The following is a 20,425-nucleotide window of genomic DNA, read 5'->3' on the forward strand; positions in this document are numbered from 1 at the left end:
CACGCAGAGCGTGGGAACGATCGGTACAGGGTTTAGTGACGGCGCGGGATTTATACCGATGCCAGCACCAAATGCATATAACGCGTAAGTATGCCGAGCATTTCCTCTTCGGCGACCGGCTCAGCCTCGTTGAGCAGGCCCTGATATTCCATCCGTCCGATTATAGACGTCAACACTTTGGCATCCTGTTGTGGCTCGCGCGAACCCAATACCTGGAAAAGCTGGCAAGACCCCTGCAACAGTATCTGCTGATGCGAGCGCACCAGCACAGCCAGACGCGGGTTCAACAACGCTTCCTGGCGGAACGCCTGTTCGGCCATCAAATGCTCACGACGCGTCACCAGTTGCCGGTGGACATAGTCGGTCATCAATCGCGCAATGTCGTCCGCCAGTTTCGAGCGCGCCTGTGGACTGCCGTCACCGCTGGCGATCATGTCGCGCAACAGGCCTTCGTTGTTGACCCACAGCTTGGCCATGTACGCCGCGCTGCGTTCGACGTATTGAGCGAAGGTATCGGTAAGCAGGTCATCGATATCCTTGAAATAGTAAGTGGTTGCCGACAGCGGCACTTGCGCCTCGGCGGCCACTGCACGGTGCCTTACCGCCCGCACGCCATCACGCACGACAATGCGCATCGCGGCATCGAGAATGTCCTGTCGACGCTGTTCGCTGCCCTGTCGGCTGGCCTTGCGCCCCTGGTACTGGACACTCTCAGCGACCGCTGTGGCGACACCCGCCGCACCTTCTTGAGCCATTGCACCGTTCACGACAGGAACTCCTCTTTCACTTCAAAAGTAACCATTTGATACGTTTGTACCAGACAGGCAATAAAAAACCGCCTGAAAAGGCGGCTTTTTAACTGAAACACTTACGCTTGCGGCCGCATGTGCGGGAACAGGATCACGTCGCGGATCGACGGGGAGTTGGTCAGCAGCATCACCAGACGGTCGATGCCGATACCTTCACCGGCCGTTGGCGGCATGCCGTACTCCAGCGCACGAACGAAGTCGGCGTCGTAGTGCATGGCTTCGTCGTCGCCGGCGTCCTTATCGGCCACCTGCGCCATGAAACGCTCGGCCTGGTCTTCCGCGTCATTCAACTCGGAGTAGGCGTTGGCGATTTCACGGCCACCGATGAACAGTTCGAAACGGTCGGTAACGTTCGGGTTATCGTCGTTGCGACGGGCCAGCGGCGACACTTCGAACGGGTACTGGGTAATGAAGTGCGGCTGTTCCAGCTTGTGCTCGACCAGTTCTTCGAAAATCATCACCTGCAGCTTGCCCAGGCCCTCAAAGCCCAGCACCTTGGCGCCGGCCTTCTTGGCGATGGCACGGGCCTTGTCGATGTCGTTCAGGTCGTCAGCGGTCAGCTCAGGGTTGTACTTGAGGATCGAGTCGAACACCGACAGACGCACGAACGGCTCGCCGAAGTGGAACACCTTGTCGCCGTATGGCACGTCGGTGCTGCCCAGAACCAGCTGCGCCAGTTCACGGAACAATTCTTCGGTCAGGTCCATGTTGTCTTCGTAGTCGGCGTAGGCCTGGTAGAACTCCAACATGGTGAATTCAGGGTTGTGTCGGGTCGAGACACCTTCGTTACGGAAGTTGCGGTTGATCTCGAACACTTTCTCGAAGCCGCCAACCACCAGGCGCTTGAGGTACAGCTCAGGCGCGATACGCAGGAACATTTCCATGTCCAGTGCGTTGTGGTGGGTTTCGAACGGCTTGGCCGCGGCGCCGCCCGGAATGGTCTGCAGCATCGGCGTTTCCACTTCCAGGAAGTCGCGCTTCATCAGGAAGCTGCGGATGTGCGCAATCACTTGCGAACGCACGCGGAAGGTCTGGCGCACGTCTTCGTTGACGATCAGGTCAACGTAACGCTGGCGATAGCGTTGTTCGGTATCGGTCAGGCCATGGTGCTTGTCCGGCAGCGGGCGCAGGGACTTGGTCAGCAGGCGCACGGTGGTCATTTCAACGTACAGGTCGCCCTTGCCGGAACGGGCCAGGGTCCCTTCGGCAGCAATGATGTCGCCCATGTCCCAGGTTTTCACCGCGGCCAGGGTTTCTTCGGACAGGGTCTTGCGGTTGACGTAGACCTGGATGCGACCGGTCATGTCCTGGATCACCATGAACGAGCCACGGTTAAGCATGATGCGACCGGCAACCTTGACCGGGATCGCAGCCTCTGCCAGCTCTTCCTTGGTCTTGTCCGCGTACTGTTTCTGCAAGGCATCGCAGTAGTTTTCGCGGCGGAAGTCGTTCGGGAAGGCGTTGCCCTTGGCGCGCTCGGCAGCCAGCTTTTCCTTGCGCAGGGCGATCAGGGAGTTTTCTTCCTGTTGCAGGGCTTGCGGGTCGAGTTCTAGGTCGCTCATGTCTTTAAATATTCCATCAGGTTCGTTGCCCCCGGGCCCTGCGGCCCGGGGATCGCCAGCAGGCTGGCTCCTACAGGGATCGCGCTGAATCAGCGATCCTGTGTGCGTCTTTTACAGCCCGGATTTCAGGCTGGCTTCCAGGTACTCGTCGATGTCGCCATCGAGCACCTTGTCGCAGTCGCTGCGTTCGATGTTGGTGCGCAGATCCTTGATCCGCGAGGCATCCAGCACGTACGAACGAATCTGGTGACCCCAGCCGATATCGGACTTGGTGTCTTCCAGGGCCTGGGAGGCCGCATTGCGTTTCTGCATTTCCTGCTCATACAACTTGGCCCGCAGCATTTTCATGGCGGTGTCCTTGTTGGCGTGCTGGGAACGTTCGTTCTGGCAGCTGACCACGGTGTTGGTCGGTACGTGGGTGATACGTACGGCCGAGTCGGTGGTGTTTACGTGCTGACCACCGGCACCGGAGGAACGATAGGTGTCGATTCGCAGGTCTGCCGGGTTGATCTCGATTTCCACCTTGTCATCGATCTCTGGCGAGACGAACACCGCGGAAAACGAGGTGTGGCGACGGTTGCCGGAGTCGAACGGGCTCTTGCGCACCAGACGATGCACGCCGATCTCGGTACGCAGCCAGCCAAAGGCGTACTCGCCCTTGATGTGCACAGTGGCGCCCTTGATCCCGGCGACTTCACCGGCAGACAGCTCCATGATGGTCGCGTCGAAACCGCGTTTGTCGGCCCAGCGCAGGTACATGCGCAACAGGATGTTGGCCCAGTCCTGGGCTTCGGTGCCGCCGGAGCCGGCCTGGATGTCCAGGTAGGCGTTGTTCGGGTCCATTTCGTGGCTGAACATGCGACGGAATTCAAGCTTGGCGAGGTTTTCCTCGAGACGGGCCAGTTCGGCGACGACATCGCCCACCGCGCCTTCGTCGTTTTCTTCGACGGCCATGTCCAGCAGGTCGCGGCAATCGGCCAGACCGGCGTTCAGTTCGTCCAGGGTTTCGACGATTTGCGCCAGCGCAGAGCGCTCGCGGCCCAACTCCTGGGCGTACTCAGGTTTGTTCCAGACACTCGGATCTTCAAGCTCGCGATTGACCTCGGTCAGACGCTCATGCTTTTGATCGTAGTCAAAGATACCCCCGAATAGTTTCGGAGCGCTCGGACAGGTCCTTGATGGTGTTAAGGATCGGGTTGATTTCCATGGCGGGCAGCACTCGTTGGCGAACTTTTGAAAGCCGGCGAGTATAACGGCAAACGGCTGGGAACGGCAGTCCGCTTGGCTGAAAAGGCAGGTTTGCAGGCGAACTTTGCAACGATGCGAAACCTGTGGGAGCCGGGCTTGCCCGCGATGGCGGCGTGTCAGTCGATGCAGTATCGCTTGTCAGGCCCTCATCGCGGGCAAGCCTGGCTCCCACAGGTTCTGCGTCGTTTGGTAGAAATTGCAGATTACCCGATCCCTACCTGATTTCGCCCATTGTGCTTGGCCAGATACAACCCCTTGTCCGCCGCCAGGATCAGTTCCCGGCAGTTGCTGCCGGGTGTCGGTGTGACGGTCGACAGGCCGATGCTGATCGTCAGGCTTGAGCCTTCGCTCGGGGAAATGTGCGGAATCTTCAAGGCTTCCACGGTCATGCGCAGTTTTTCCGCCACCAGCCGCGCCCCGCCCTGGGACGTATTGGGCAACACCAGGGCGAACTCTTCTCCGCCGTAACGCGCCGGCAAGTCAGAAGGACGGGAGCTGGCATCGCGGATTGCCGCGGCAACCTTGCGCAGGGCTTCATCGCCTTCCAGGTGGCCGAAACTGTCGTTGTAGGTCTTGAAATAATCCACATCGATCATCAACAACGACAATTGGCTTTGTTCACGTAGTGAACGCCGCCATTCAAGCTCCATGTACTCATCGAAATGCCGACGGTTCGACAGCCCGGTCAGGCCATCGGAGTTCATCAGGCGTTGCAGCACCAGGTTGGTATCGAGCAATTGCTGCTGGCTGACCCGCAGCGCACGGTAGGCGGCATCGCGCTGCAACAGGGTCATATAGGAGCGCGAGTGATAGCGGATCCGCGCCACCAGTTCGATGTTGTCCGGCAGTTTGACCAGATAATCGTTGGCCCCGGCCGCGAACGCTGCGCTCTTGATCAGCGGGTCTTCCTTGGTCGACAGGACGATGATCGGAATGTCCTTGGTCGCCGGATGGTTGCGGTATTCACGCACCAGGCTCAAGCCGTCGAGGCCAGGCATGACCAGATCCTGCAGGATCACCGTCGGCTTGATACGCACCGCATGGGCGATGGCCTGGTGCGGATCGGAGCAGAAGTGGAAGTCGATGTTTTCTTCGTTCGACAACCCGCGCCGTACCGCCTCGCCGATCATCGCCTGATCGTCCACCAATAACACCATGGCGGCATTTTCGTCAGTCTTGAAGTCGTCGAGCTGTAAATCATTCATGTGCGTTCACCTGAATACTGCTTGGGCCAGGATTGCTGATAGAGGTAGTCATTTTGCAAAGATCTCCAGCAAACGTGGCGCGATCTTGTCCAGCGGGCGTATTTCCACAGCGGCATCGATGGCCGCAGCCGCCTTCGGCATGCCATACACCGCGCTGCTGTTCTGATCCTGTGCGATGGTCAGATAACCCTGCTGGCGCATGAGTTTAAGCCCCTGGGCACCATCACGCCCCATACCGGTGAGCAAAACGCCGACCGCGTCACCGTTCCAGTACCTGGCCACACTCTCGAAAAACACATCGATCGAGGGGCGATAAATCTCATTGACCGGTTCGGCGGTGTAGGCCAGCGTGCCGTTTTTCAACAAGCGGATATGGTGGTTGGTGCCGGCCAGCAACACGGTGCCACTTTGTGGCGGCTCGCCTTCCTGTGCCAGGCGCACGTTGAGCCCGCTGGCGCTACTGAGCCATTCGGCCATTCCGGCGGCAAACACTTGATCAACATGCTGGACCAGCACGATGGCCGGGGAAAAATCCCTCGGAAGTCCCTTGAGCAGGACTTCCAGTGCCGCCGGCCCGCCAGCGGATGAGCCAATGGCAATCAGACTCTGGCGCGAACCAGCACTGCGCAGCGGGCCCGGCACTGATCGCTCGCGGTTGCCCTTTTCGCCGATCAGCCAGCCCACATTCATGATTTTGCGTAACAGCGGCGCTGCCGCTTCCTGGGCATTGCCGGCTCCGATGGCCGGGGTGTCGACCACGTCCAGGGCGCCATGGCCCATGGCTTCGAAGACCCGATGCACATTCTGTTGACGATCGACCGTGACGATGACAATGGCGCAGGGCGTTTCGGCCATGATCCGGCGAGTCGCCTCCACCCCGTCCATCACTGGCATGATCAGGTCCATCAGGATCAGGTCCGGGGTCTGTTCGGCACACATCTGCACGGCTTCCCTGCCGTTGCCGGCCACCCAGATCACCTGGTGCGCCGGCTCGAACGCCAGCGCCCGGCGCAGGGCTTCTACGGCCATGGGCATGTCGTTGACAATTGCGATCTTCATGCCCGCGCTCCTCCTATGAGCTCAACCACTGCATCAAGCAGGGCGTCATCATGAAAACTGGCTTTGGCTAGATAATAGTCGGCTCCGGCATCCAGTCCACGGCGACGGTCCTCCTCTCGATCCTTGTAGGAAACCACCATCACCGGCAACGATTGCAGGCGGTTGTCCCGCCGCAACAACGACACCAGTTCGATACCGTCCATGCGCGGCATATCGATATCGGTGATCAACAGATCGAAATCTTCCGAACGCAATGCGTTCCAGCCGTCCATGCCGTCCACCGCCACGGCCACGTCATAGCCGCGATTGAGCAGCAATTTGCGTTGCAGTTCGCGCACAGTGAGCGAGTCATCCACCACCAGAATCCGCTTGCGTGCCGCTTCGGCCGCCTGGTTGCTGTGACGGGCGATGCGCTCCAGGCGCCCGGTGTTGAGCAGTTTGTCCACCGAACGCAACATGTCCTCGACGTCGACGATCAACACCACCGAGCCATCGTCGAGCAAGGCTCCGGCGGAAATGTCCTGGATCTTGCCCAAGCGCTCATCCAGGGGCAGCACCACCAGCGTGCGCTCGCCGATAAAACGCTCGACCGCGACGCCATAAACGGTATCGCGCTCGCGAATGACCACGACTTTCAAGGTCTGCTGATTGCCCTGGCTCGCCGGACGTTGCAGCAATTGGCTGGCGGCGACCAGTCCGACGTGCCGGCCTTCATGCCAGAAATGCTGGCGGCCCTCGACCTGAACGATGTCCCCCGGCTCCAGATCGCACATGCGTTCGATATGCGCCAGCGGAAAGGCATAGGCTTCGTCGCCGACTTCCACCACCAGGCTGCGCACCACCGACAGGGTCAGCGGCACCTCCAGGTGAAAGCGGCTGCCCTCGCCCGCCGTCTGCTCCAGCACCACCGCGCCACGCAACTGGCGGACCATGTGCTGCACCGCGTCCAGGCCGACGCCGCGGCCGGAAACTTCAGTGACCGTGTCGCGCAGGCTGAAACCCGGCAGGAACAGGAACGTCAGCAGTTCCTCTTCGCTCAACTGTGCGGCGGTTTCCGCCGGGGACAATTGGCGATCGATGATGCTGCGACGAACCTTTTCCAGATCGACACCGTTGCCATCATCACTGAGTTCCAGCACCAGCAATCCGGCCTGATGGGAAGCACGAAGGCGGATCAGGCCTTCCTCGGGCTTGCCGGCCAACAACCGTTGCTCCGGCGATTCGATGCCGTGATCGACGGCATTGCGCAGCAGGTGGGTGAGTGGCGCTTCGAGTTTTTCCAACACATCACGGTCGACCTGGGTTTTCTCGCCCTCGATCTCCAGACGGACCTGCTTGCCGAGACTGCGGCCCAGATCGCGGACCATGCGCACCTGACCGGTCAGCACATCGGCGAATGGCCGCATGCGACAGGCCAGCGCCGTGTCGTACAACACCTGTGCCCGCTGACTGGCCTGCCAGGCGAACTCATCGAGTTCGGCGTTTTTTTCCGCCAGCAACTGCTGTGACTCCGCCAGCAGTCGACGAGCATCTTCGAGGGCTTCCCGGGCTTCAAGGCTCAGGGCGTGTTCCTTGAGATGGACGTTGAGATTTTCCAGTGCTCGCAGGCTGTTGTTCTGCATGCGCTTGAGGCGCTGCATGGTGGCCAGGTGCGGCTTGAGCCGCAGGGTTTCCACCAGGGATTTACTCGACAGATCGAGCAGGCTGTTCAGACGCTCGGCGGTCACCCGCAACACGCGCTCGCCGTTTTCGGTGGTGCGTCTGGTCTTCTTCGGCGCGGCGGGCGGCGCTTCAATCTCCGGTTCCGGGACTTCAACCTTGGCCACCGCAGCTTCGAGCTGAAGCTCTGCCATGACCGGAGCGGGCGTTGCCTTGGCCGGCATGACGGCGGCAGCCGGATCGAGCAAGCGCGCCATCAGCGCGACATAGGCTTCGATATCCACAGGCAGCGGGGCGTTGCCGGGTGTGGCGATGCGCATCAGCAAATCAGTGCCTTGCAGCAACGCATCGATATGTTCGGGGCGCAGGTACAACCGCCCTTCCTGGGCGCTGACCAGGCAGTCCTCCATGACGTGCGCGACACTGACGCCGGCATCGACGCCGACAATTCGTGCTGCGCCCTTGAGCGAGTGCGCCGCGCGCATGCACGATTCGAGCTGATCGGCCAGGGTCGGGTCGCGCTCCAGCGCCAGCAGACCTGCGCTCAAAACCAGGGTCTGGGCTTCGGCTTCGAGGCTGAACAGCTCCAGCAAAGAGGCATCGCGCATTTGCTCGGGGGTCATGTGAGGCTCCGGGTCACGGCGGACAACAGCTGTTCTTCATTCAGCCAACGCAGGCTGCGACCTTTGAATTGCAACACGCCTTGGGTGTATTTGGCATTGGCCTGGTTGCCGGATTTCGACGCAGCCTCGAGCACAAGCTCGTCGATGGCGTGAATCCCGTCCACTTCGTCCACCGGTACGACGACCGGCCCACCGTGAGCGGCGATGATCAGCATGCGCGGCATGACCCGCGCGCCCGTCGCCACGCTGCTGACGCCATCGAGGCCCAGCAATTCGACCAACGACAGGCACGCCACCAGCGCACCGCGTACGTTCGCCACACCGAGCAAGGCCCGCGAACGCTGGTGCGGCAGGGAGTGAATGGCTTGCATCGGCGCCACTTCCACCAAGCTGCGCGTCGCCAGCCCCAGCCATTCTTCACCGAGGCGGAACATCAGCAGCGAGCGGGTTTTCACCTCGCTCTGCAACGTACCGGACACATGTTCACGGTCTTCCTGCTGCAACGCATAGCGATCCAGCAAGCGTGTCGCCGCCGCCGAATACACCGCGCAATTACGGCAATGAATGTGTTCGATCAACAACGGACAGGATTTGTCGCCATGGATCCCGATGCGGTTCCAGCAATCATCGATGGCCTGGGCATCTTCATGGGTGACGCTAAAGGTGTCGGAGGCGATCATCGTTTACGCTCACTGTCAGCGGCGCGCTCGCTGCGGGCGGCGCGTTCCTGCAATCGTCGGGCTCCCGCCGTATCGCCCTGGGACTGCAGCAAGGCGGCCAGATGCATCAATGCGTCGGGATGTTGCGGTTCGAGGTACAACGCCTTGCGGTAAAACCCTTGGGCCTCCAGAACACTGCCGGCGACATCGCTGAGCAAACCCAGCCAGTAGAAAACCTGGGCCACCGGCTCATGGCTGCGCAAGTAACTGTCACACGCGGCGCGAGCCTCGGTACTTTTGCCTTCATTGGCCAGCGCGGCGATGTTCGCCAGCAGCCTGGCGGCGTCGGTGTTGCCGGTGTTCGCCGGTGGCACAGGGCGTGCAGTGCTGGTGAATGGGCGCTTGCTGGTCGCAGGGGCAAGCACATTGCGCAGGGGTTGCGGCACCCGTAAAGGTGTGGGGACGAAAGCTGGCAACGACTCTGACTCCGCCGGGCTCTGCCGGCTGAAGGCAAAGGATTGCGGGATACCGATCGAACGCATGCCCAAACGCCCCAACAGACTGCCTTCGGCCGGTCCGATAAACAACACGCCATCCACATGAGTCAGGCGCTTGAGCACCTCGAACACCTGTTTTTGTGTGGCCAGATCGAAGTAGATCAGCAGGTTGCGGCAAAACACGAAGTCATAGGGTGGCTCGTTGACCAGCAATGCCGGATCGAGCAGGTTGCCCACCTGCAGGTGGACTTGATCGAGCACTCGCGGACTGAGCCGAAAGCCGTCGCCTTCGGCGGTGAAATGCCGGTCGCGAAACGTGATGTCCTGACCGCGAAACGAGTTCTTGCCGTACCGCGCGCGCCGGGCTTTGTCCACCGACAGCGGGCTGACATCCATGCCTTCGACCTTAAACTGGTGCGGTTTGAACCCGGCATCCAGCAGTGCCATGGCAATCGAGTAAGGCTCCTCGCCCGTGGAGCACGGCAGGCTGAGAATCCGCAGGGCACGCATATTGTTGATGTCTGCCAACCGTTTGGTCGCCAGTTTCGCCAGGGTGGCGAAAGATTCCGGGTAACGAAAAAACCAGGTCTCGGGAACGATCACCGCTTCGATCAACGACTGTTGTTCGTCGGCAGACGCCTGCAAGGTACGCCAATATTCATCCGCCGACTGCGCCGAAGCCGCCGCACTGCGTTGACGCACGGCACGCTCGATGATCGCCGGACCGACCGACGTCACGTCAAGGCCGATGCGCTCTTTGAGGAAATCGAAAAAACGCTGGTCGCTGGTCATGGCCGGCCCTCAAGCAGCGTCAGGTCCAGAGGTGGCGTCGGAAACAGCAGCGCACGCACCGGTTCATCCAAGAGATCGGCGACCCGCACCCATTGCAGCAGACCGTGCGCATCTTCGCGCACCGGCCCCAGGTACGGGGCCTGGCGATTATCCAACCCATAAGGCTGAAAATCCGCCGGGTTGCAACGCAAGGTGTCCGTGGCCTGTTCCAGAATCAGCCCGAGCAGTTGCGCCTGTGCGCTTTCATCCGGTCGGTAATGCACCAGCACCAGCCGCGTGCTGGTGCGCGCTTGCGATGGCGTACCAAACGTCAACGCACCAAGGTCGATCACCGGCACCACCGCACCGCGATAGGCAAACACCCCCGCAACCCAGTGCGGCGCGTGGGCGATGGGTTTCAGTGGCAGGCGCGGCAGCACTTCCGCCACTTCGATGGCCTGCAAGGCATAGCGCTCGCTGCCGATGCGAAACACCAGAAACAAGGCGTGCAACGCTGGCTTAACGGCGCTGCGTTTGGCCGTCATTTCGCTCATCAGACTTTGAATCGCGAAACGCCGCTGCGCAGCCCGACGGCCACCTGGCTCAATTCATCGATGGCGAAACTGGCCTGACGCAGGGATTCGACGGTCTGGCTGCTGGCATCGCCCAATTGCACCAGCGCATGGTTGATCTGCTCGGCACCGGTGGCCTGGGCCTGCATGCCCTCGTTGACCATCAACACCCGCGGTGCCAGTGCCTGGACCTGATGGATGATCTGCGACAGTTGCTCGCCAACCTGCTGCACTTCCGACATACCACGGCGCACTTCTTCGGAGAACTTGTCCATGCCCATCACACCGGCCGACACAGCGGATTGAATCTCGCGCACCATCTGCTCGATGTCATAGGTCGCAACTGCGGTCTGGTCGGCCAGGCGTCGCACTTCGGTGGCGACCACGGCAAAACCGCGACCATACTCGCCGGCCTTCTCGGCCTCGATGGCGGCGTTGAGCGACAACAGGTTGGTCTGGTCGGCGACCTTGACGATGGTCACCACCACCTGGTTGATGTTGCCCGCTTTCTCGTTGAGGATCGCCAGCTTGGCGTTGACCAGATCCGCCGCGCCCATCACCGAGTGCATGGTTTCTTCCATGCGCGCCAGCCCTTGCTGGCCGGAACCGGCGGCGACCGAGGCCTGATCGGCGGCGGTGGACACCTCGGTCATGGTGCGCACCAGGTCCCGCGATGTTGCGGCGATTTCACGGGAGGTCGCGCCGATTTCAGTCGTGGTGGCCGCCGTCTCGGTGGCGGTGGCCTGCTGCTGCTTGGAGGTGGCAGCGATTTCCGTGACCGACGTGGTGACCTGCACCGAAGAACGCTGCGCCTGGGATACCAGCGAGGTCAGTTCGGCCATCATGTCGTTGAAGCCGGTTTCCACTGCGCCGAATTCATCCTTGCGCTCAAGATTCAAACGGCTGCTGAGGTCGCCGGTGCGCATGATTTCGAGAATTTTCACGATACGATTCATCGGCGCCATGATGGCGCGCATCAGCAACAGGCCACAGAGAGCCGCGGCCAGCACGGCGATCACCAGCGAGATACCCATGATGACTTTGGCGGTGAGCACTGCGTCATCAATGGCCGCGATATCGGCGTCCGCCACGGCCTTGTTATGACGAAGAATGTCACTGACCTTCATGCGACCCGCTGTCCAGGTCGGGGTCAGTTCAGCCGTGAACATGTTGATGGCCTCGGCGTTCTGGTTGCGTTTATGCAACTCGATCACCGCGGCCAGAATCCGGTGGTAGTCCTCATGGATTTTTTCGAAGGCTGCGTACTCGCGCTTGTCTTCTTCGTCGGTAATCGTTTGGCGGTAGAGCTCCATCTGCTCTGTCAACCGCGCAGCGTAGCCCTTGAAGTTGGCCGCTTCCTCTGCCGTGAAGCCCTGCCCTTGCTCGAGGCCGAGCATGGCCTGAATGTGTACATAGCTGTCGGACCACGCGCCCCGAATCATGGAGCTGTAATACAGCCCTGGCAGCGCATCCTCGCGCACGCTGGCTTCGCTGTCTTCGATCTTCAACAGCCGGGAATACGAGACGACCACCATCAGCAGCATGATGGCGATGATTACCGCAAAGCTCGCCAAAATGCGTTGGCGCAACGTCCAGTTCTTCACAGTCAGTCCTCGGGGCATATTCGAAATGCGGGGAGTATAGCCGAGGGCGCTGTTTCATTTATAAGACGGTTGCGCTCCACTTCGCATCCCGCGCAAAAAAGCGTGGGTGGGCTCTGGGGAGGGACTGTCCATCAATTGGGAAGCCGGGTGATAGGGGTAAATCGGTAGAAAGGGACGGTGGAATGGTCATTGAGCCGAACGCGGAGCGTCCGTTGAGGCATTCCCACGCAGAGCGTGGGAACGATCATGATCCTGAACGATGGCGTTTGCAGAACTTAAACAGCAGCCTGGCGAACCTGTTTCTCCAGCTCGACCTTCAGACCCGGCTCAAGCTTGAGCTGGCGCGCCAATTCGTCGAGGTAGGATTTCTCCATGAAGCTCTCCTCATCCACCAGCATCACACTGGCAATGTACATCTCGGCGGCCATTTCCGGAGTGCTGGCGGCGCGGGCGACATCGGCGGGGTCCAACGGTTTGTTGAGTTCGGCGTGCAGCCAGTGCTGCAGTTCCTGATCGTTGTCGAGCTTGGTGAACTCGCCTTCGATCAGCTCGCGCTCACGGGCGTCAATGTGGCCATCAGCCTTGGCCGCCGCGACCAGCGCCTTGAGAATCGCCTGGCTGTGCTGCTCGACTTGCGCCGCGGGCAAGCGATCAAGGGTCTGCGGCTCGGTCTTCGGCGCCGTGCCCTGCTGAGCCTGCCAATTGCCATAGGCCTTGTAGGCAATCACGCCCAATGCCGCGAGGCCGCCATAGACCGCAACCTTGCCGCCGACCTTGCGCGCCTTCTTGTTGCCGAGTAACAAGCCCATTGCACCTGCCGCCAAGGCACCGCCACCCGCACCGGAAAGCAGACTGCCGAGGCCGCCCGAACCGCCGTTACCGCCGAGCAACCCGCCGAGAGCGCCACCGGACGGTTTGCCCTGCGCCCCGCCTGCCTTGTTCTGCAACAGGTCCTGACCGGACTTGAGCAGTTGATCGAGCAATCCACGGGTGTTCATTTTTTGCCTCCACTAAAAGGTTTGACCAAACCTTGAGGCCACCAGCCTAGATCGAAAGTGCCGCAACCTGACCTGCGAGAGTGCTTCCAGATGTTGCTCGAAGTCAGCCTGCCTTTCGTAAAAATGGATATACACTCGAACCTATCGATAAAAACCGCCCACTGGGTTTCCTCTCATGATGACCTTGCGTCAGATCCGTCATTTCATCGCCGTCGCTGAGACCGGTTCGATCTCCGCCGCCGCGCAAACCGCGTTCATTTCCCAATCGACCCTGACCCTGGCGATCCAGCAATTGGAGGAAGAGATCGGCGTCAGCCTGTTCAGTCGCCACGCCAAGGGCATGACCCTGACCCATCAGGGCCACCAGTTCTTACGACAGGCGCACTTGATCCTTGCCACTGTCGACAACGCCAAACGCAGCCTGCAACAGAGCACCGACCAGGTCGCCGGGCAGTTGATCATCGGCGTGACCAGCCTGGTGGCCGGTTATTACCTGGCGGATTTGCTGACCCGTTTCCAGCGCGCCTACCCCAACGTCGAGATCCGCGTGATGGAGGACGAGCGCCCCTACATCGAGCATTTGCTGGTCAGCGGTGAGATCGATGTCGGCGTTTTGATCCTCTCCAACCTCGAAGATCGCCACGCCTTGCAGACCGAAGTGCTGACCCATTCGCCCCATCGACTGTGGCTGCCGGCCCAGCATCCGCTGCTGGAGCACGACAGCATCAATCTCGCCGACGTGACCCGCGAGCCGCTGATTCAACTGAACGTCGACGAAATGGATCGCAACGCCCAACGGATGTGGACGGCAGCCTCGTTGCAACCGCGTATCACCTTGCGCACCGCCTCGACCGAAGCGGTGCGAAGCCTGGTGGCCGCGGGTCTGGGTGTTTCGATCCAGCCAGACATGACCTATCGCCCGTGGTCACTGGAGGGCGACATCATCGAAGCGCGGCCCATTGCCGACTTGAGCCAGACCCTCGATGTCGGCCTGGCATGGCGCAGGGGCACGGCGCGGCCGGCGCTGGTCGACCCGTTTCTTACTGTTGCGCGGGAACAACCACACGGCGGACGCAAGCCATCTATTTAATCGAATGCCACCTTCAGTATTTAGAATTTGTCGACCTCGGGGCCGCGCACTAGTCTTGCTGCATCTATATAAGACGGTCGGCCCCCCGGTCACAGGGGAACCGCATGGCCACACAAGAAAAGAGAACCCGAAGAATGACTGGTGCACAGACCCCGTTGTTCACCGCATTGTTGATCGATGGTGAATTGGTCGCCGGACAAGGCTGTGCCGAACCCATCATCAATCCGGCCACGGGCGAAATCCTCACGCAGATCTCCGAAGCCAGCACCGAACAAGTCGAAGCCGCCATCCTCGCCGCCCACCGCGCCTTTGCCGGTTGGTCCCGGACTACGCCGCAACAGCGCTCCAACCTGTTGCTGGACATCGCCAACGCCATCGAAAAAAACGCTGACCAGCTCGCCCGTCTCGAAGCCCTGAATTGCGGCAAGCCGCTGCACCTTGCCCGTCAGGACGACTTGAGCGCGACTGTCGATGTGTTCCGTTTTTTTGCCGGTGCCGTGCGCTGCCAGACCGGCCAGCTCAGCGGCGAATACCTGCCGGGCTACACCAGCATGGTGCGGCGCGATCCCATTGGTGTCGTGGCGTCCATTGCGCCGTGGAATTACCCGATCATGATGGCCGCGTGGAAAATCGCCCCGGCCCTGGCCGCCGGCAATACGCTGGTGTTCAAGCCCTCGGAGCACACGCCGCTGTCGATCCTGGCTCTGGCGCCAGCGCTGGCCGAGATCTTGCCGCGCGGAGTGATCAACATCGTGTGCGGTGGCGGCGAAGGGGTTGGCAGCCATTTGGTCAGCCATCCAAAAATCCGCATGGTGTCGCTGACCGGCGATATCGTCACGGGCCAGAAAATTCTCCAGGCCGCCGCCAAAACCCTCAAACGCACCCACCTCGAACTCGGCGGCAAAGCCCCGGTGATTGTCTGCAACGATGCCGACATTCAAGCGGTGGTCGAAGGCGTGCGCACCTATGGCTATTACAACGCCGGCCAGGATTGCACCGCCGCGTGCCGGGTTTATGCACAGGCCGGGATTCACGACCGCCTGGTGGCTGAACTCGGTGCCGCCGTCAGCAGCCTGCGGTTTGCCGGCAAACGCGATGCCGACAACGAAATCGGCCCGCTGATCAGCACCCGCCAGCGCGACCGCGTGGCCAGTTTCGTCGAGCGTGCCCTCGGCCAGCCGCACATCGAACGGGTGACCGGTGCCGCGGTACATTCCGGCGCCGGGTTCTTCTATCAGCCGACGTTGCTGGCGGGCTGCAAACAAAGCGACGAAATCGTCCAGCGCGAAGTGTTCGGGCCGGTGGTCACCGTGACGCGTTTCGATGAGCTGGAACAAGCGGTGGAATGGGCCAACGATTCCGAATACGGCCTGGCGTCATCGGTCTGGACCCAGAACCTGGACAAGGCGATGCAGGTCGCCGCGCGGTTGCAGTACGGCTGCACCTGGATCAACAGCCATTTCATGCTGGTCAGCGAAATGCCCCATGGCGGGCTCAAGCGCTCGGGTTATGGCAAAGACCTGTCCAGCGATTCGCTCCAGGACTACAGCGTGGTGCGCCACATCATGGCGCGCCACGGGCAACATCTCTGACTACGCTAATAACAAGCCGCCAACGGCATGCTTCACCACGTTCAAAACTGCCCCGACCATAATTTGAAGAAGAGGGAATACCCATGTTCGTGCACAAGACCGCACTGCTCAGTGCAATCACCACGGCGCTGCTGGCCAGCGCCAGCCTCCAGGCCGCCGAGCCGCTGAAAGCCGTCGGTGCCGGCGAAGGCCAACTGGATATCGTGGCGTGGCCCGGCTACATCGAACGTGGCGAAAGCGACAAGGCCTACGACTGGGTGACCGGTTTCGAGAAGGAAACCGGCTGCAAGGTCAACGTGAAAACGGCGGCGACCTCCGATGAAATGGTCAGCCTGATGGCAAAGGGTGGTTATGACCTGGTCACCGCCTCCGGCGACGCCTCGCTGCGGCTGATCGGTGGCAAGCGTGTGCAGCCGATCAACACGGCGTTGATCCCGAACTGGAAAAACCTCGATCCTCGCCTCAAGGATGCGCCGTGGTACGTGGTCAACAACCAGACCTACGGCACCCCATATCAGTGGGGGCCGAACGTGCTGATGTACAACACCAACGTGTTCAAGACTGCGCCTGACAGCTGGGGCGTGTTGTTCAACGCGGAAAATCTGCCGGACGGCAAACCGAACAAGGGCCGCGTTCAGGCCTATGACGGTCCGATTTATATCGCCGACGCCGCGTTGTACCTCAAATCGGCCAAGCCGGAACTGGGCATCCAGAACCCCTACGAACTGACCGAAGCGCAGTACAAGGCCGTGCTCGATCTGCTGCGCGCCCAGCAGCCGTTGATCCACCGTTACTGGCACGACACCACCGTACAGATGAGTGACTTCAAGAACGAAGGCGTGGTCGCGTCCGGCGCCTGGCCGTATCAGGTCAATGGCCTGATCAACGAGAAGCAGCCGATCGCGTCGACCATCCCGAAAGAAGGCGCCACCGGGTGGGCGGACACCACCATGTTGCACGCTGACGCCAAACACCCGAACTGCGCCTACAAGTGGATGGATTGGTCGTTGCAACCGAAAGTCCAGGGCGACGTGGCGGCTTGGTTCGGTTCGCTGCCAGCCGTGCCGGCGGCGTGCAAGGAGAGTGAATTGCTCGGTGCCGAAGGTTGCAAGACCAACGGTTTCGACCAGTTCGACAAGATCGCCTTCTGGAAAACCCCGCAAGCCGAAGGCGGCAAATTCGTGCCGTACAGCCGCTGGACCCAGGACTACATCGCGATCATGGGCGGCAGGTAAGCCGCTCTCCCCTGTGGCGCGGGAGCTCGCTCCCGCTGGGTGGCGAAGCCGCCATCCCTGTGGCGAGGGAGCTTGCTCCCGCTGGGTGGCGAAGCCGCCCCCCTGTGGCGAGGGAGCTTGCTCCCGCCGGGTGGCGAAGCCGCCATCCCTGTGGCGAGGGAGCTTGCTCCCGCTGGGTGGCGAAGCCGCCCCAAAACCGGTCGATGCGGTTTTTCAGACGAACCGCATCAACTCTTTTGGGAGGGCTGCGCCCTCCAGCGGGAGCAAGCTCCCTCGCCACAGGAGCGGCGGCTTAGCTCCCTCGCCACAAAAAGCAATGATTCAGTTTTTTCAGAAGTCCAGGCAGGGCCGCTGCGACCGCCCTCGCCTTTTTGGAGCACCGCACCATGACGCTTGCAGTCCAGTTCACCAACGTTTCCCGTCTGTTCGGCGAAGTGAAAGCCGTTGACCGGGTTTCCATCGACATCCAGGACGGCGAGTTTTTCTCCATGCTGGGGCCTTCCGGCTCGGGCAAAACTACCTGTTTGCGCCTGATCGCCGGTTTTGAACAACCCAGCGCAGGCTCGATCCGCATTCATGGCGAAGAAGCCGCCGGGCTGCCGCCGTATCAACGTGACGTGAACACCGTCTTCCAGGATTACGCGCTGTTCCCGCACATGAACGTTCGCGACAACGTCGCTTACGGTTTGAAAGTCAAAGGCGTCGCCAAGGCCGAGCGCCTCAAGCGCGCAGCCGAAGCCCTCGACATGGTCGCCCTCGGCGGCTATGGCGAGCGCAAACCCGTGCAGCTCTCCGGCGGCCAGCGCCAGCGCGTGGCCCTGGCCCGCGCACTGGTTAATCGTCCGCGTGTGCTGTTGCTCGATGAACCCCTCGGTGCGCTGGATTTGAAGCTGCGCGAGCAGATGCAAGGCGAGCTGAAAAAACTGCAACGCCAGCTCGGCATCACGTTCATTTTCGTCACCCACGACCAGACCGAAGCGCTGTCGATGTCCGACCGCGTGGCAGTGTTCAACAAGGGCCGCATCGAACAAGTCGACAGCCCGCGCAACCTGTACATGAAACCGGCCACCACCTTCGTCGCGGAATTCGTCGGCACCTCCAACGTGATCCGCGGTGATCTGGCGAAGCAAATCAGTGGCAATCCGCAGCCGTTCTCGATTCGTCCCGAACACGTGCGTTTCGCCGAAGGCCCGCTGGCCAGCCACGAAATCGAAGTCACCGGCTTGCTCCACGATATCCAGTACCAGGGCAGCGCCACCCGCTATGAACTGAAACTGGAGAATGGCCAGACCCTGAACATCAGCCAGGCCAACAATCAGTGGATCGACAGCAGCGCGCAGCACCAGACCGGGCAGCGCCTCAGTGCGCGCTGGGCGCGGGAAGCCATGGTCCAGTTGCACGACACCGTCGTCGGCGGGGTGTGAAATGAGCACCTTGGCTATTTCTCAAACCCAGTCGGGAGGTTCGCCGTTGCGCAGGTTTTCCAACCTGTTGTATCGCCGGCCCAACCTGTACCTGTCGATGCTGCTGGTGCCGCCACTGTTGTGGTTCGGTGCGATCTACCTCGGTTCGTTGCTGACATTGCTGTGGCAAGGCTTCTACACCTTCGACGACTTCACCATGGCGGTCACTCCCGACCTGACCCTGGCGAACTTCGCCGCGCTGTTCCAGCCCTCGAACTTCGACATCATCCTGCGAACCCTGAGCATGGCCATTGTCGTGTCGATCGCCAGCGCCATCGTCGCGTTCCCGATTGCCTACTACATGGCGCGCTACACCACCGGCAAGACCAAGGCGTTTTTCTACATCGCGGTGATGATGCCGATGTGGGCCAGTTACATCGTCAAGGCCTATGCCTGGACCCTGCTGTTGGCCAAGGGCGGCGTGGCGCAGTGGTTTGTGCAGCATCTGGGACTGGAGCCGGTCTTGCAGTTCGTGCTGGGCATTCCGGGGGTTGGCGGCAGCACCTTGTCGACCTCGCACCTGGGACGCTTCATGGTGTTCGTCTACATCTGGCTGCCGTTCATGATCCTGCCGATCCAGGCCTCGCTGGAACGCCTGCCGCCGTCATTGCTGCAAGCCTCCGCCGACCTCGGCGCCAAGCCGCGCCAGACCTTCATGCAAGTGATTCTGCCGCTGTCGATTCCGGGGATTGCCGCCGGTTCGATCTTCACGTTTTCCCTGACCCTGGGCGATTTCATCGTGCCGCAACTGGTTGGCCCACCGGGCTATTTTGTCGGCAGCATGGTTTACGCCCAGCAAGGTGCGATCGGCAACATGCCGATGGCCGCTGCGTTCACGTTGGTGCCGATCGTGCTGATCACCATTTACCTGTCCATCGTCAAACGTCTGGGGGCCTTCGATGCACTCTGAAAAAGCCTCATTAGGCCTGCGCATTGCCGCCTGGGGTGGGTTGGTGTTCCTGCACTTCCCGATCCTGATCATCTTCCTGTACGCCTTCAACACCGAAGACGCGGCGTTCAGCTTTCCACCCAAGGGCTTTACCCTGAAGTGGATCGGCGTGGCGTTTTCGCGGCCCGATGTACTGGAAGCGATCAAGCTGTCGCTGCAAATCGCGGCCATCGCCACGGCGATTGCCATGGTCCTCGGCACGCTGGCGTCGGCGGCGTTGTATCGCCGGGATTTCTTCGGCAAACAAGGCATTTCGCTGATGCTGATCCTGCCGATTGCCCTGCCGGGGATCATCACCGGCATCGCCTTGCTGGCGACCTTCAAGACGCTGGGCATCGAGCCTGGGATGTTCACCATCATCGTCGGTCACGCGACGTTCTGTGTGGTGATCGTCTACAACAACGTCATCGCCCGCTTGCGCCGCACTTCGCACAGTTTGATCGAGGCCTCGATGGACCTCGGCGCCGACGGCTGGCAGACCTTCCGCTACATCATCCTGCCCAACCTGGGCTCGGCGTTGCTGGCCGGTGGCATGTTGGCGTTTGCGTTGTCGTTCGACGAAATCATCGTCACCACCTTCACCGCCGGCCATGAACGCACCTTGCCGCTGTGGCTGCTCAACCAGCTCAGCCGCCCACGGGACGTACCGGTGACCAACGTCGTGGCGATGCTGGTGATGATCGTGACCATGCTGCCGATTCTCGGCGCTTATTACCTGACGCGCGGTGGTGAGAGCGTGGCGGGGAGTGGCGGGAAGTAACTGACAACCCGATTTCCAATGTGGGAACCGAATTCCTGTGGGAGCTGGCTTGCCAGCGATGGGGCCGGAA

At 61.0% G+C, this 20,425-nt stretch carries 17 protein-coding genes; 6 read left to right on the forward strand and 11 right to left on the reverse strand.

The window, feature by feature from the left end:
• Positions 1-50: 50 nt before the first annotated feature.
• The 11 genes from D8U69_RS27100 to D8U69_RS27150 form a co-directional block, all read right to left on the reverse strand.
• Complete coding sequence (locus tag D8U69_RS27100; RefSeq protein WP_056856284.1) at positions 51-755, reverse strand: TetR family transcriptional regulator; 705 nt, start codon at positions 753-755, stop codon at positions 51-53.
• A gap of 113 nt (positions 756-868) precedes the next feature.
• Positions 869-2,371 carry a lysine--tRNA ligase gene (gene lysS / locus D8U69_RS27105; RefSeq protein WP_130904467.1) on the reverse strand — a complete coding sequence of 501 codons (1,503 nt, stop codon included), beginning with the start codon at positions 2,369-2,371 and terminating at the stop codon, positions 869-871.
• A gap of 111 nt (positions 2,372-2,482) precedes the next feature.
• A protein-coding gene (gene prfB, locus D8U69_RS27110; protein WP_130904468.1) for a peptide chain release factor 2 occupies positions 2,483-3,578 on the reverse strand; the annotation gives its coding sequence in 2 pieces (ribosomal slippage) (positions 2,483-3,505 and positions 3,507-3,578; 1,095 coding nt in all).
• A gap of 244 nt (positions 3,579-3,822) precedes the next feature.
• The gene (locus D8U69_RS27115) at positions 3,823-4,824 is read right to left on the reverse strand and encodes a PleD family two-component system response regulator (protein WP_056856286.1); all 1,002 of its coding nucleotides are present in this window, start codon (positions 4,822-4,824) and stop codon (positions 3,823-3,825) included.
• 48 nt (positions 4,825-4,872) lie between these two features.
• Entirely contained in the window at positions 4,873-5,883 is a 1,011-nt protein-coding gene (locus D8U69_RS27120; RefSeq protein ID WP_130904470.1) for a chemotaxis response regulator protein-glutamate methylesterase, read from the reverse strand.
• Positions 5,880-8,165, reverse strand: coding sequence for a hybrid sensor histidine kinase/response regulator (locus D8U69_RS27125; RefSeq protein WP_130908517.1), 2,286 nt, complete (start codon positions 8,163-8,165; stop codon positions 5,880-5,882). Before D8U69_RS27125 ends, D8U69_RS27120 begins: the two co-directional genes overlap by 4 nt.
• A complete protein-coding gene (locus D8U69_RS27130; RefSeq protein WP_056856289.1) occupies positions 8,162-8,845 on the reverse strand; it encodes a chemotaxis protein CheW in 684 nt (227 codons plus the stop codon). Before D8U69_RS27130 ends, D8U69_RS27125 begins: the two co-directional genes overlap by 4 nt.
• Entirely contained in the window at positions 8,842-10,113 is a 1,272-nt protein-coding gene (locus D8U69_RS27135) for a protein-glutamate O-methyltransferase CheR (protein ID WP_130908518.1), read from the reverse strand. Before D8U69_RS27135 ends, D8U69_RS27130 begins: the two co-directional genes overlap by 4 nt.
• Positions 10,110-10,646 (reverse strand): chemotaxis protein CheW, encoded by a 537-nt coding sequence (locus D8U69_RS27140; protein ID WP_056856291.1) that lies wholly within the window; start codon positions 10,644-10,646, stop codon positions 10,110-10,112. The genes D8U69_RS27135 and D8U69_RS27140 overlap by 4 nt, the downstream gene beginning before the upstream one ends.
• Entirely contained in the window at positions 10,646-12,268 is a 1,623-nt protein-coding gene (locus D8U69_RS27145; RefSeq protein WP_056856292.1) for a methyl-accepting chemotaxis protein, read from the reverse strand. The genes D8U69_RS27140 and D8U69_RS27145 overlap by 1 nt, the downstream gene beginning before the upstream one ends.
• A gap of 275 nt (positions 12,269-12,543) precedes the next feature.
• Positions 12,544-13,266: a tellurite resistance TerB family protein gene (locus D8U69_RS27150; RefSeq protein WP_130905172.1), complete on the reverse strand. Its 723-nt coding sequence runs from the start codon at positions 13,264-13,266 to the stop codon at positions 12,544-12,546.
• Between the two features lie 175 nt (positions 13,267-13,441).
• On the opposite strand from D8U69_RS27150, the gene D8U69_RS27155 reads away from it, so the two are divergent.
• The 6 genes from D8U69_RS27155 to D8U69_RS27185 all read left to right on the forward strand — a co-directional run bounded on the left by D8U69_RS27155 (position 13,442) and on the right by D8U69_RS27185 (position 20,355).
• Positions 13,442-14,356 carry a LysR family transcriptional regulator gene (locus D8U69_RS27155; protein ID WP_130905171.1) on the forward strand — a complete coding sequence of 305 codons (915 nt, stop codon included), beginning with the start codon at positions 13,442-13,444 and terminating at the stop codon, positions 14,354-14,356.
• Positions 14,357-14,490: 134 nt separating this feature from the next.
• On the forward strand, positions 14,491-15,948 hold the full coding sequence (locus tag D8U69_RS27160; protein WP_130908519.1) for a gamma-aminobutyraldehyde dehydrogenase: 1,458 nt from the start codon (positions 14,491-14,493) through the stop codon (positions 15,946-15,948).
• 83 nt (positions 15,949-16,031) lie between these two features.
• A complete protein-coding gene (ydcS, locus tag D8U69_RS27165; protein ID WP_056856296.1) occupies positions 16,032-17,183 on the forward strand; it encodes a putative ABC transporter substrate-binding protein YdcS in 1,152 nt (383 codons plus the stop codon).
• 386 nt (positions 17,184-17,569) lie between these two features.
• On the forward strand, positions 17,570-18,607 hold the full coding sequence (locus D8U69_RS27175; protein ID WP_056856297.1) for an ABC transporter ATP-binding protein: 1,038 nt from the start codon (positions 17,570-17,572) through the stop codon (positions 18,605-18,607).
• Position 18,608: 1 nt separating this feature from the next.
• Entirely contained in the window at positions 18,609-19,556 is a 948-nt protein-coding gene (locus D8U69_RS27180) for an ABC transporter permease (protein ID WP_130908520.1), read from the forward strand.
• Entirely contained in the window at positions 19,546-20,355 is an 810-nt protein-coding gene (locus D8U69_RS27185; protein ID WP_056856299.1) for an ABC transporter permease, read from the forward strand. The genes D8U69_RS27180 and D8U69_RS27185 overlap by 11 nt, the downstream gene beginning before the upstream one ends.
• Positions 20,356-20,425 lie beyond the last annotated feature (70 nt).

This window comes from Pseudomonas sp. Sample_16, from assembly GCF_004307665.1.
GTDB lineage: Bacteria > Pseudomonadota > Gammaproteobacteria > Pseudomonadales > Pseudomonadaceae > Aquipseudomonas.

Excerpts from the sequence above, each read along its gene's own strand:
- D8U69_RS27100 (WP_056856284.1), bottom strand. The coding sequence starts at position 755 with ATGGCTCAAGAAGGTGCGGCGGGTGTCGCCACAGCGGTCGCTGAGAGT.
- lysS (WP_130904467.1), bottom strand. The coding sequence starts at position 2,371 with ATGAGCGACCTAGAACTCGACCCGCAAGCCCTGCAACAGGAAGAAAAC.
- D8U69_RS27115 (WP_056856286.1), bottom strand. The coding sequence starts at position 4,824 with ATGAATGATTTACAGCTCGACGACTTCAAGACTGACGAAAATGCCGCC.
- D8U69_RS27120 (WP_130904470.1), bottom strand. The coding sequence starts at position 5,883 with ATGAAGATCGCAATTGTCAACGACATGCCCATGGCCGTAGAAGCCCTG.
- D8U69_RS27125 (WP_130908517.1), bottom strand. The coding sequence starts at position 8,165 with ATGACCCCCGAGCAAATGCGCGATGCCTCTTTGCTGGAGCTGTTCAGC.
- D8U69_RS27130 (WP_056856289.1), bottom strand. The coding sequence starts at position 8,845 with ATGATCGCCTCCGACACCTTTAGCGTCACCCATGAAGATGCCCAGGCC.
- D8U69_RS27135 (WP_130908518.1), bottom strand. The coding sequence starts at position 10,113 with ATGACCAGCGACCAGCGTTTTTTCGATTTCCTCAAAGAGCGCATCGGC.
- D8U69_RS27140 (WP_056856291.1), bottom strand. The coding sequence starts at position 10,646 with ATGAGCGAAATGACGGCCAAACGCAGCGCCGTTAAGCCAGCGTTGCAC.
- D8U69_RS27150 (WP_130905172.1), bottom strand. The coding sequence starts at position 13,266 with ATGAACACCCGTGGATTGCTCGATCAACTGCTCAAGTCCGGTCAGGAC.
- D8U69_RS27155 (WP_130905171.1), top strand. The coding sequence starts at position 13,442 with ATGATGACCTTGCGTCAGATCCGTCATTTCATCGCCGTCGCTGAGACC.
- D8U69_RS27160 (WP_130908519.1), top strand. The coding sequence starts at position 14,491 with ATGACTGGTGCACAGACCCCGTTGTTCACCGCATTGTTGATCGATGGT.
- ydcS (WP_056856296.1), top strand. The coding sequence starts at position 16,032 with ATGTTCGTGCACAAGACCGCACTGCTCAGTGCAATCACCACGGCGCTG.
- D8U69_RS27175 (WP_056856297.1), top strand. The coding sequence starts at position 17,570 with ATGACGCTTGCAGTCCAGTTCACCAACGTTTCCCGTCTGTTCGGCGAA.
- D8U69_RS27180 (WP_130908520.1), top strand. The coding sequence starts at position 18,609 with ATGAGCACCTTGGCTATTTCTCAAACCCAGTCGGGAGGTTCGCCGTTG.
- D8U69_RS27185 (WP_056856299.1), top strand. The coding sequence starts at position 19,546 with ATGCACTCTGAAAAAGCCTCATTAGGCCTGCGCATTGCCGCCTGGGGT.